General features: G+C 54.9%; 10 protein-coding genes and 2 pseudogenes. 11 read left to right on the top strand and 1 reads right to left on the bottom strand.

From position 1 onward, the window contains the following. Positions 1–52 precede the first annotated feature (52 nt). The 3 genes and pseudogenes from OO25_RS22695 to OO25_RS21390 form a co-directional block, all read left to right on the top strand. Positions 53–163, top strand: a pseudogene (locus OO25_RS22695) (integrase core domain-containing protein); the annotation flags it as partial. A 325-nt stretch (positions 164–488) separates the two neighbouring features. Then, a complete protein-coding gene (locus OO25_RS21395) occupies positions 489–1,343 on the top strand; it encodes a D-amino-acid transaminase (RefSeq protein WP_040182795.1) in 855 nt (284 codons plus the stop codon). A gap of 67 nt (positions 1,344–1,410) precedes the next feature. Beyond that, positions 1,411–2,235: a M55 family metallopeptidase gene (locus OO25_RS21390; protein WP_040182793.1), complete on the top strand. Its 825-nt coding sequence runs from the start codon at positions 1,411–1,413 to the stop codon at positions 2,233–2,235. An 11-nt stretch (positions 2,236–2,246) separates the two neighbouring features. Here the strand turns inward: OO25_RS21390 and OO25_RS21385 are convergent, their stop codons facing one another. Beyond that, positions 2,247–3,161, bottom strand: a complete 915-nt coding sequence (locus tag OO25_RS21385; RefSeq protein WP_052465757.1) for a LysR family transcriptional regulator — start codon at positions 3,159–3,161, stop codon at positions 2,247–2,249. 281 nt (positions 3,162–3,442) lie between these two features. On the opposite strand from OO25_RS21385, the gene OO25_RS21380 reads away from it, so the two are divergent. From OO25_RS21380 to OO25_RS21345, 8 genes and pseudogenes are all read left to right on the top strand, one after another. Further along, positions 3,443–5,290: an ABC transporter ATP-binding protein gene (locus OO25_RS21380; RefSeq protein ID WP_040182792.1), complete on the top strand. Its 1,848-nt coding sequence runs from the start codon at positions 3,443–3,445 to the stop codon at positions 5,288–5,290. A 72-nt stretch (positions 5,291–5,362) separates the two neighbouring features. Then, positions 5,363–6,904, top strand: a complete 1,542-nt coding sequence (locus tag OO25_RS21375) for an ABC transporter substrate-binding protein (RefSeq protein WP_052465756.1) — start codon at positions 5,363–5,365, stop codon at positions 6,902–6,904. 70 nt (positions 6,905–6,974) lie between these two features. After that, complete coding sequence (locus OO25_RS21370; protein ID WP_040182790.1) at positions 6,975–7,895, top strand: ABC transporter permease subunit; 921 nt, start codon at positions 6,975–6,977, stop codon at positions 7,893–7,895. 9 nt (positions 7,896–7,904) lie between these two features. Beyond that, entirely contained in the window at positions 7,905–8,810 is a 906-nt protein-coding gene (locus OO25_RS21365; RefSeq protein WP_040182788.1) for an ABC transporter permease subunit, read from the top strand. Between the two features lie 11 nt (positions 8,811–8,821). Beyond that, entirely contained in the window at positions 8,822–9,883 is a 1,062-nt protein-coding gene (locus OO25_RS21360) for a P1 family peptidase (RefSeq protein WP_040182786.1), read from the top strand. A gap of 20 nt (positions 9,884–9,903) precedes the next feature. Next, a complete protein-coding gene (locus tag OO25_RS21355; protein ID WP_040182784.1) occupies positions 9,904–10,851 on the top strand; it encodes an isoaspartyl peptidase/L-asparaginase family protein in 948 nt (315 codons plus the stop codon). A gap of 383 nt (positions 10,852–11,234) precedes the next feature. Continuing rightward, the gene (locus OO25_RS21350) at positions 11,235–11,900 is read left to right on the top strand and encodes a M20/M25/M40 family metallo-hydrolase (protein WP_052465755.1); all 666 of its coding nucleotides are present in this window, start codon (positions 11,235–11,237) and stop codon (positions 11,898–11,900) included. A 108-nt stretch (positions 11,901–12,008) separates the two neighbouring features. Beyond that, positions 12,009–12,284: pseudogene (locus OO25_RS21345) on the top strand (FAD-dependent monooxygenase); the annotation flags it as partial. Positions 12,285–12,303 lie beyond the last annotated feature (19 nt).

Here is a 12,303-nt window from a genome sequence, read left to right as displayed (position 1 = left end):
ACCTCAAGCTCCGACACGGTTGTTATGGGGGCTTGAAGATACCGCCGGATAGTTGGAGGCTTGGCGCAGAGACTACAACGAAGAACGACCGCACAGCGCAATCGCGAACAAAGTCCCAGCATCGCTGATGAAATTACCAGACGCATCCAGCCCGTCTGTGTGATCAATGTGCAGAAAATCTAGCCTTAAACGGGGATACCTTGGGGCGCACAGCAGGCAGGTCAATACATCTAAGCGCGCTCTCTGAATTTTTCCGGGCACCTTCAATTTTTATGTGTGTTCTGCATAGGCCATGAGAAACAGGCATTATGCAAATAGATAACATTAACCTAATAGAATGACTGAGATATCCGGCTAAATCACCGCATCATTTGTGAGTGTTCCTGCCCTGAAAAACCGAAACCAGCCGCTGAACCTATAAGCTGCTGGCTGGCTGTATTTTTATAGAAAATGGCCATGAGCACAACGTCACTAGGGATGTGTAACACATGAGACAAGTCTATATAAATGGCGCATATATGCCTGAAACAAAAGCAAAAATTTCTGTTTTTGATCGCGGTTTTTTGTTCGGCGATGCGGTTTATGAAGTGACCTATGTCATTGACCGCAAGCTTGTTGATTATCAGGGCCACATGACGCGGTTACGCCGTTCCCTTGGTGAAATCGACATGAGCTTGGCGATGACCGATGCTGATTTACTGGCGGCACACCGCGAACTGGTCAAACTGAACGATATTGACGAAGGTTTGGTTTATCTGGAAGTCACACGCGGCGCGGCCGATCGCGATTTTATATTCCCGGATGCCTCCGTGCCCAATACGGTGGTGTTGTTCACCCAGAAAAAATCTCTGATGGACGCACCCGCTGCGACGCGCGGGCTGAACGTTTTGACCGTCGAGGATCAACGCTGGGAGCGCTGCGATATCAAAACTGTACAACTTTTGTACCCGTCGTTGGCCAAGACGCGCGGCAAGGCCCAAGGGGCTGACGATGTATGGTTTCAACGCGACGGTTATGTGACTGAAGGCTCATCCAACAACGCCTATATCGTCTCTGCCGAAGGTAAAATAATCACTCATGAGACGAACAATGACATCCTGCACGGCATTACCCGCAAGGCTGTTATGGACACCCTGGCGGATCTGGGCCTAGACTTTGAGGAACGCCCTTTTCTGGTCACCGAAGCGTTGGAGGCCGCGGAGGCATTTTCGACATCCTCCTCGGGTCTTGTCACGCCGGTTGTCAGCATCGATGGCAAACAGATCGGCGATGCAAAGCCCGGTCCGGTCAGCAAGCAGCTGCGACAGAAATACATTGAGGGTATCCGGAGGCGCGCAATTTAGCACAGATCGTGCGGCAACAAGACGGGCAGAGGCCCTGTTCATTTTATTCAAGACAAAGGGAAATGAGATGAAGATACTTATTGTGGCGGATATTGAAGGTGTTGCTGGCGTCAACGCGGGCCTTCAGGGCACGCCGGGAAATGCCGAATATGAGCGGGCACGCCGCCTGATGACGAATGAAGCAAGTGCTGCCATCCGTGGAGCCATCGCAGGCGGGGCCACGACGGTGACCGTTGCGGATTCACACGGGCCGATGCGCAATATCATCGCCGAAGATCTGGACCCGCGGGCACGGTTGATCGCGGGCAAGCCAAGGCCACTGACCATGGTCGATGGCGTGACACCAGACCACGCAGGGGTCATTCTCATTGGCCACCACGCGGCTGCAGATGACTATGGGGTGTTGTCGCATACCATCAGCGGGGCCGCGTTTCACAGGATTGAGGTCAATGGTATCTTGGCCGGCGAGCCCACGCTTTTTGGCGGTTATGCGGCTGAAATCGGCGTGCCTTTGCTGGCTGTCAGTGGCGATGACCGCCTTGAGCAGCATGTGAAACAGCAGTTCCCAGAGGCGGCGACAATCACCGTTAAAACCTGCATCGGCGCAGCGGCCTCTGACAGTCTGTCACCGGATGCGTCCTGCCGTTTGATCGAGGCCGAGGTCAGTAAAGCTATCAATGCGTCACCGGCTGCGAAACCGGTGGCACCCTGCCAAGCCCCATTCATCGTAGACGTTCAGCTGATGCATCAAATGCAGGCCGATGCCGCCGTCCTACTGCCGTCTATCACCCGCACCGGACCGCGCGACATTCGGTTCACCGTCCAGTCGCACAAAGATATTATTGGAACGCTGGCTGCTCTGGCGCTGATGTCTTCGGCTGTTATGGCCTAAGGTGCTTTGCGTCAAATCTGACCGGTTTGGCTGAGAGCATCCCAGACTTTGGCAACAAGCGGGCGGGTTCCGCTGTGGGTACGGTAGATATGAACACTAAGTGGCGTTGACCAGGCCTCACCACCAACAACACGCAATTGCCCTTGGCTAATTTCACTGCGCGCGCAGCTTTCTGGCACAAGGGCAAGGGCGCCGGTTTCCATCGCCATGTATTTCAAAACCTCCGAGGTCGGGCTTTCATTCAAGCGCGTAAAACCGACCTTCGCGGCGGCATTTTGTTCAAACACAAGCTTCTCGACCTCGGCAAAATATCCATCGCTGGAGTAGCCCATATAGGGAATTGAGACTCCATCGCCACGGCTCGGATCATAAAGAGCCTGACCGTTTTTCGGATCAACCCCCGAAACGAGCACCATGGGGTCGCTGGCAAGCGTGAATTGGTCAAACTGACGAGTTTCAAACAGGATCGGTACATCTGCATGGGCGTATTGTAGCACCAGATCAATTTCGCCCTGCACCAGCTGATCAACCATATCGTGAAAGTTCCGCGTAACAACATGGGTCGTCAAACGCCCGGTTTCGGCCTCTAGGGACCGCAGCCATTGGGGGATGAAATGGAAGTTAAGTGTCGAGGCCGCAGCGATATGCAAGTCCGAGCGCCGGTTTAAAAGCGTTTCCCGAAACAAAGCCCGCGACTGATTAAGTTCATCAAGAATGTTTTCGGCACTTTGACGAAATATTTGGCCAGCGGGCGTCAGCGCCGCCGGATAAGTGCGCCGGTCAAAAAGCGCAACACCCAACCAATTTTCCAAGGCACGAATGCGACGACTGAACGCAGGTTGGGTCACGTTTCGCTCTTGCGAAGAACGGGAAAAGCTTCCGGTCTTGGTGAGCGACAGAAAGTCTTCGAGCCATTTGGTGTCCATAACGAAGCCATTTTTTTTGCAATATTGATAAGCTAACCATGCGCCCAATCTCATGACAAGCGAAGTTATGCAGATATCGCATAGGGGCTTGGCCTCTAGGTTCCGGGGGTTATGCGGTTTCGGAATAGGGTATTCCAAAAAGGCTTTTGCTATGGTGCAAAATGCGCCCTATCCAAAAAAAAGCGTTTTGAATAGAGGCCATAATAAAATGGCCCTGTAAGACGCCCAGAAGGGACTGACCGGCGCTTCCTGCATCGTGATCGTCTCTCGGGGAGGAAGACATGTCGAACGAAAGCGAATTGGGCGCGCAAGATTTGTTGCTCAATATCAAGGACTTGAAGGTCTCATTTGCCAATGGCACGGTTCAGGCGGTGCGCGGCATAGATCTGAATGTTGCCCCCGGAGAGACAGTCGCCGTCGTTGGTGAATCCGGTTCTGGTAAATCAGTGACGGCCTTATCATTGATGCGGTTGGTCGAGTTTGGCGGCGGATCTATTGATAGCGGCGAAATCCTGTTTCGACAGCGCAATAATGAGATCTGTGATATCGCGGCCCTTGGCGATTCTGCGGCCCGCGAGATGCGCGGCAATGACATTGCGATGATTTTTCAAGAACCGATGACCTCGCTTAATCCAGTGTTTCGGATTGGCGATCAGATTGTCGAGGCCATCGTTACCCACCAAAAGCATTCAGTTGCCGATGCCCGTGCAATAGCGCTTGAGATGCTTGAAACGGTGCGTATTCCTGACGCCGCAAGCATCATGGCCCGCTACCCTCATCAGTTGTCTGGGGGCATGCGCCAACGTGTTATGATTGCGCTGGCGCTGTCCTGCAGGCCTCAACTTTTGATCGCGGATGAACCAACTACGGCCCTCGATGTGACTATCCAAGCCCAGATTTTACGCCTGATACGTGAGTTGCAAGACAGGACCGGCATGGCCGTTCTATTCATCACCCATGACATGGGGGTGGTCGCCGAAGTGGCCGACAGGGTCGTTGTTATGTACCACGGTGAAAAGGTCGAAGAGGGGGCGGTGGAGGATGTATTCTCTGCGCCCCAGCACCCCTATACCAAAGCACTGTTGACGGCGGTGCCACGGCTGGGCGCGATGAACGGAACCGACCATCCGGCACCGTTTTCTAAAGTATCCACCACGGAAACGGAGCCTGCAGAAAGCAAGGCGATTGCGGTCCCAGTCGTGGACTATGATGCCGAGCCCGTGCTGTCGGTGCGGGGTTTGACGACCCGCTTCGACCTTCCTGAGGGCCTATTGGGGCGGGTCCGCAAACGCGTCCATGCGGTGGAAAAGCTCGACCTTGACATCTGGCCAAGTGAAACGCTGGGCATCGTCGGTGAATCTGGCTGCGGTAAATCCACAACCGGACGCTCGCTGCTGCGTCTCGTGAACTCTCATTTCGATGAAATGCGGTTCGACGGCCAGGTCATAAATGACTTTGACAAAGAATCCCTCATGCGATTGCGGCGTGAAATCCAGTTCATCTTTCAGGACCCTTATGCGTCGTTGAACCCGCGCTTGACGGTTGGGTTTTCGATTTGCGAACCCATGCTTTTGCACAAGTTGGAGACCCGCAAGAATGCCTTTGATCGTGCGGTTTGGCTGTTGGAGCAAGTCGGGCTTAGTGCCGACCACGCCCGCCGATATCCACATGCGTTTTCGGGTGGCCAGCGCCAACGGGTCGCCATCGCCCGCGCCCTATCAACCAACCCAAAACTGATCATCGCCGACGAAGCGGTGTCGGCGCTGGATGTATCGATACAGGCACAGGTCATTAACCTGATGATGGAACTCCAGCAGAAATTTGGGCTGTCATATCTGTTTATCAGTCACGACATGGCGGTGGTTGAACGTATCTCACACCGGGTCGGCGTTATGTTTCTGGGTCAAATCGTTGAGCGCGGAACACGGCGGCAGGTGTTTGAGAACCCCAAACACAGCTACACGCAGCGCTTGATGGCTGCCGCGCCGATACCCGACCCTATGCAACGCAACAAAGACCGCGCGCAGATCACTGGGGAAATCCCAAGCCCGATCCGCGGCATCAATAATCCTCCACATATTCTGACCTATCGTGATCTTGGCCAAGGACATCAGGTTGCGCTGGAATAAGAGGCAGGGTCGGCGCCGCTAACATAATCACCCGCACAAAAATTCGACCACACAACAGCAAGGAGAGAGAAGATGAAGTTTTTTAAAAGCATGACCTTGGGTGCCACGATGGCACTTACGGTGTTGCCGCTTTTGGCAACGCAGGCGAATGCCGAAACGTTGACCATCACCATAGATTCAACATTGGAGACGCTTGATCCGCACAACAGCACCGCAAACGCCGTCGCGTCTATTTCGAATGGCGTCATGCAGCGCCTGATCGGCTTTGACAAAGACATGAAGATGGTGCCGATGTTGGCCGAAAGCTGGACCGTCAACGATAACGCCACGGTTTTCACATTCAAACTGCGTCAAGGTGTGACATTCCACGATGGCACCGCCTTTGATGCCGCCGCAGCGAAGGTCAATATTGATCGTTTGGCCGACCAGTCCAACAACCTCAAGCGTAACTCGATGATGCGCGTTGTCGCAAAAACAGAGGTGGTGGATGAAAACACCTTTCGCCTGACCTTGAAAGAGCCGTTTGGCGCTATGCTGGCCACGCTCGCGCACCCCTCAATCGTTATGCATTCACCAAAATCGCTGGCCGAAGACGGCGGCGATGTGAGTAAACACCCCGTCGGCACCGGCCCCTTTGTTTTCAATGAATGGGTGCCGGGCGAGCGTTACTCGGTGGTGGCAAATCCCAACTATTGGGAAGCTGGTCTGCCCAAAGTTGACGGGGTGAACTTTCTGACAGTCAAGGAAACCGCCACCTCAATCGCCATGCTAAAAGCCGATGAGGCGCAATTCGTCTTTCCATTGCCGCCAGAATTGTTCGAAACGGTTGAAGCGGATGAACAATTCGACATTCTTGAAGTGCCAGGCATCACAGTGCGCACAGCGTCGATGAACATGGCGATGAAGCCGTTTCAGGATCCGCGGGTCCGCGAAGCCTTTAATTTGGCCGTTGATAAGAACGCCTTTATTCAGGTGGTATTTGCCGGACACGGTGTTGTGCCTACGTCGCCTATTGCGGCCAATACCGCATATTATTCGGCACAAGAAGCATACCCCTTTGACCTTGAAAAGGCGAAGGCGTTGATGGCAGAGGCTGGTTATGCGGACGGTTTCTCGATCGAAGCTGCGGGGCGCAACTCCTCGGATGAAACCCGTACCCTGCAATTTTTGCAGCAACAGCTTGGGCAGATCAACGTCAAGGTAAAGATCAACCCAATGGAAGCCGCGGCGCGTTCGGCGCGCTTCTTTGGCAATGACGTCACCGGAGAAACCGCTACTTTTGGTTTGGCTCTGGGCGGTTGGTCGCCCTCAACCGGTGATGCAGACTGGCATCTGCGTCCGGTTTATTCGACCGAAGGCATCATTCCCAACATCTATAACATGGCCTTCTATTCGAACCCAAAGGTTGACGCCTTTATCGCCAGTGGCCTGAACTCGGCAGATGATGATGTGCGCGCGGCGGCCTATGCTGGTGCACAAAAACTGATCTGGGAGGATCGGCCAGTGATTTGGCTGGCGGCTGAAAACAAATTGGCCGGTGCGCGGGCCGATCTGTCCGGCGTCTTTCCGATGCCCGATGGCACGTTCGCCTATGCCAACGCAGGTTTTGAATAAGATCTGATAAACCTGCGCCCCGGCGGCGAAGTGTCGCCGGGCCGTATCTATCAATCCGCTGGAGAAGAAAATGCATCTGTACCTGATCCGCCGGCTTCTGGCCATGTTGCCAGTTCTCTGGATGATCTCGATTTTTGTCTTCCTGTTCGTTCACGCGATACCGGGCGATCCGGCGCGCATGATCGCGGGTGAGCAGGCGACAATGGCAGATGTCGAGGCGGTGCGCCGCGCGCTAAAGCTCGACGAGCCTTTGTTGATACAATATTTCACCTTTGTGAAAAACACGGTCACACTGGACCTTGGAAATTCGCTGCGCACTGGCGAGTCAGTCTATGACATGCTTGCACGCGCGGCTGGGCCGACGTTTTTGTTGGCCATTTGCGCCTTGGGGTGGTCTGTTATTTTTGGCCTGTTTGTCGGTGTGATATCCGCCGTCCACTCTGGTAAAGCCGCCGACCACATCGGAATGATTGCCGCCGTTTCGGGCATTTCCATGCCCAACTTTTGGCTTGGACTTCTGCTTATGCAATTCTTTTCGCTTAAACTTGGTTGGGCCGGCACTTCGGGATTTAACAGCGCCAGCGACCTTATTCTTCCCTCACTCACGCTTGGTTCTGGAGTTGCCGCCGTGATGGCCCGCTTCACCCGCTCGGCGGTGATTGAAGTGGTCCGCGAGGATTATATCCGCACGGCCCGCGCCAAGGGTCTGGTTGAACGCATCGTGATCTGGAAACACGCGCTCAGAAATGCGCTGATCCCGGTTGTCACGATGATCGGCCTGCAATTTGGCTTCCTCATTGGTGGTTCGATCGTTGTTGAGCGCGTGTTTCGCTGGCCTGGTCTTGGCTCTGTTTTGGTCGAGGCGATACAATTTCGGGATTTCGCGGTCATTCAAGCGGAGCTGATGTTGTTCTCGTTGCAGTTCCTGCTGATTAACCTGCTCGTCGACATTCTCTATGGCTTCATCAATCCCGCTATTCGCTACAAATAGGCAGAACCAATGACAACTCTCACCAATGACACTGCACAGAATGCTCTCGTAAAAGACACCAAGATGCGCTCACCGCTGTCAGAGTTCTGGCGACGCCTAAAGGCGCGACGCTTGGCGCTTTTTGCCGGTGGGCTGCTTGGATTGCTGTTCGTGTTCGCCTTTGCCGCCCCGATTTTTCTGCCCTTCACACCGGATGCTTTCGATTACGCCAATACCTTGAAAGAGCCGAGCTTTTTGCATTGGGCAGGGACCGATGAATTTGGGCGCGACGTTCTTGCCCGCCTGATGTTTGGTGCCAAACTGTCGTTGTTGATCGGTAGCTCGTCGGTCACGATCGGCGCCGTGATCGGTGTGACATTTGGGCTGTTCGCCGGGTATTACGGGGGCTGGATTGATGCGGTGACGATGCGGATCGCGGATGTATTGTTTGCCTTTCCGGGCATTCTGCTGGCCATTGGCATCATCGCTATTCTTGGGCCTGGCATACTGAATGTCATTATCGCGGTCGCGATATTTTCAGTGCCTGCATTTGCCCGGATTGTTCGAGGTGGCACGTTGGGGCTAAAAGAAAGCACCTATGTTGAAGCGGCCCGCGCAGCCGGAGCACCTGACCGTATCATCATGTTTCGGCATATCCTGCCGGGCATACTGGGGGCGGTGATTGTCTATTTTACCATGCGGGTAGGCACCTCAATTCTGACGGCAGCATCGCTCAGTTTTATCGGCCTTGGGGTTGAACCGTCGGTGCCCGAATGGGGCGCGATGCTTTCGGCAGGGCGCGAATATCTTATGGCAGGTAAATGGCATCTGACCTTTTTCCCAGGGTTCGCGATTTTTCTGACCGTAATGTGTTTTAATGTTTTTGGCGACGGGTTACGTGACGCGTTAGACCCAAAGCTTGACGAAACGAAATAAGGGTCATCGAAGTGCGTATCAAAGAAGCTGATGCTTGGTGGGCTTTGCCAACCGGCCAAAGAAATTCAATTGCAGATGTTCCGGGCGTTCGCGTCGGCCATGCGACGGTAGTTGAAGGCGGTGCCCGAACCGGGGTCACAGCAATTTTGCCGCATTCCGGCAATCTTTTTACCGACAAAGTTCCGGCTGGTTCTGCGGTGATTAACGGGTTTGGCAAAAGTGTCGGCCTGATGCAACAGGTGGAACTGGGGCAGATTGAAACCCCAATATTGCTGACCAACACATTCGGTGTTCCGGCCTGCGCCACCACCCTGATCCGTGCCGCGATCAAGGCCAACCCAACAATAGGTCGCGATGCCGCAACGGTGAATCCGCTGGTCTTTGAATGCAACGATGGCACAGTCAACGACATCCAGACGCTGTCTGTCACTGAGGAAACCGCCACACAGGCCATCGCCGCCGCTTCAGAAGAATTTGCCCAAGGCACCGTTGGTGCCGGCACCGGAATGCGCACATTCGCAATGGCCGGCGGGGTTGGAACCGCCTCGCGCATAGTCACTCTTTCATCCGCAACATCCTACAATGTTGGCGTGTTTGTCCTGTCGAATTTCGGCCAACCCGGCGAGATGCGGATCTTTGGTCAGCGGCTTGATCCGGTGCCGCGCCAGCCAGCCCCGCCGCCCGTACAGGAACGTGGCTCAATCATCATTATCATTGCAACCGACGCACCGTTTGAAACCCGCCAACTGGCCCGACTGGCCCGTCGCGGGGCTCCCGCGCTTGGACGTCTGGGCAGCTTTGTCGGCCATGGCAGCGGCGATGTGGCGCTTGCGTTTACCACCGCCCACACCGTTGCGGAGGCCGATGAGGAACAGAGCATTGTGCCAAGGTTATCGGAAACTGTGATCAACCCGTTTTTCCACGCGGCGGTTGAAGCAACCGAAGAGGCGATATTGAATGCCATGCTCCATGCCGAGAGCCACACGGGGTATGACGGAGGCCGACTTCCGACATTGCGAGAACGCATGGATGCTGCCGGAATGGATTTTGCTTTTGGAAACGTAGATGACTAAGAAAAACAGGAGTGAGTATAATGAGCGAAGGTTGGGCTTTGGCGCTGCATGGCGGTGCTGGTACGATGAACCGCAAAGATATGACACCCGAGAAAGAGGCCACATATCATGCCGCCCTGCGTGAATGCGCGGCGGCTGGCAGTGCCATCCTCGCTGCCGGTGGCGCGGCGCAAGATGCGGTTGAGGCCGCGGTGCGCGCGCTTGAGGACAATCCATTGTTCAACGCCGGACGTGGGGCGGTGTTGGCATCAGACGGCACGTTCGAGCACGATGCGGCCATCATGAATGGGGCGGACCGATCGGCAGGTGCTGTGACAGGCACGTCGACGGTTGCCAACCCAATCTCGCTGGCACGGCAGGTCAAGGACCAGACTGATTATGTTGCTTTAAGCGGCCAAGGGGCCGAAAAATTTGCGCGCGAAATGGGGATGCCCGAAATGAGCGCAGATTATTTCGACACACCTTATCGCCGCGAACAATTAGCGCGTGCCAAGGTGGCGCAGAAAGTTGTGTTGGACCATGCGGATGAAACCGAATTTAAGACCGGCACAGTTGGGGCTGTCGCGCGCGATGCGGCGGGCCACCTTGCGGCGGCCACATCGACCGGCGGGATGACCAACAAACGCCCAGGCCGGGTTGGTGACGCGCCGATGTTTGGCGCGGGAACTTGGGCTGATGACCGCAGCTGTGCGGTGTCGGGTACTGGACATGGTGAGTATTTCATTCGCCTTGCCGTGGCGCATGACATCGCTGCCAGAATGCTTTACGCGCACCAATCCCTTGAAGAGGCCACAACGGCTGTCATCATGGGTGATTTGCCAAAGGCTGGCGGCCGAGGGGGTGTTATTGCCATTGCACAAAAGGGTCGACCGGTTACGCCGTTCAATACTTCCGGTATGTACCGCGCGATTGTTTGCCAAAACGCCGAGCCAGAGACGGCCATCTTTGTGGGGGGTGAACAAGGTTAGATTTTTCGCGGATCGCTGCGGAGGACCTGCACGCGGTTTTGCCGCAAAGTCCTCCGCATGTCTTATTTGATCCGTCCTACTATCGGCGTCACTACCGGAATACTGTTGTCCTTTAGGGACGGGATAAGGATAGCAAAAACTCGATACAGCAGGGGTTATTTAAAAACTATAGAGGCACCTAGAATTGAGACATATCAGGGATACGAGGAAACCAAGGCCGCGCGTCTTTGATTTTGCTACAGAGCCGTATTGACATCTCATGTTCCCCAAAGCCGGTGGCCAGTGTCCGTCGTGGGTTTTTTTTGGAACCAATGGCTGCGTAAACTAAGAGAGAGTTTGGCTCATCTGTTTGGTTTGATTATGCGGCGTTCTGGCGGTGATGGGTGGAGCTGCACATCGAGCAGGGAACTGTCCTTGAAATCGAAGATGCGCCGCTTGGGATTGTGACTGGAATCTGCGGGATCCAACGCAACACCCTGGTCTTCACGGGCGAAACCGGTCATGCTGGCACCGTTCCGATGAATGCACGGCAGGATGCCCTCGTTGCGGCCTCCGATTTCATTTCCGAGATCTTTGACACTGCTGGCGGGACTTCGGATTTTCGGGCGACCGTTGGCGACCTGTCGCTTAGGCCAAATGTCGTAAATGCGATCCCGCGACAAGTCGAGCTGACGCTTGAAATCCGGTCGATCCATGATCAAGCGCGTCGGGATTTTGCAGGAACCGCACGGTCCATCGCACAAAAAGCAGCAACAGCGCGGAACGTCGATTTTGTGATGACGCAGACCTATGAACAGCCAGCGGTCCTTTGCGATGCCGACCTGGTTGCGGCGCTCGAAAAATCGGTAAGGCAGCTTGAATTTCCGACACCGCACCTGCCCTCGGGGCCGACCCATGGCGCGTCAGCGATGGCGGATCTCTGCCCGATATCAATGTTGTTTGTCCGCTGTTTGAATGGCGTCAGTCACAGGCCCGAGGAATTTTCCGCCAGCACAGACATGGACGCAGCAATCCCGGCGATTGTGCATTTTCTGGCCACACGCCCGTAATCCGTCAGGGGTTCATACAAAACACCCCCTTACCGGAAAAAGATTTTTCACATTTTACATAATGCGCTTGCTGCATCAGACTGACCCCAACGGCAGACAGGGGGCGTGGTGAAAACACAAGTTGCGATTATTGGCGGGGGGCCGTCAGGGTTGTTGCTGGCACAGCTATTGCAGGCGCGCGGCATCGACAGCGTTGTGTTGGAACACAAGACCCGTGACTACGTTTTGGGCCGCATCCGGGCGGGCGTTCTGGAACAGGGCCTTGTGGGATTGATGGAAGAGGCCGGGTGCGCCGACCGTCTGCACGCCGAAGGTTACGCGCACGAAGGAACGCTGATCTCTTACGGCGATGAAATGTTTCGCATCGATTTTGCCAAACATACTGTCACTGTACCCTAATTAA

It is taken from the genome of Phaeobacter sp. S60 (assembly GCF_000826845.1).
GTDB classification, from domain to species: Bacteria; Pseudomonadota; Alphaproteobacteria; order Rhodobacterales; family Rhodobacteraceae; genus Phaeobacter; species Phaeobacter piscinae.
This window is presented reverse-complemented; position numbering and strand designations above follow the sequence as displayed.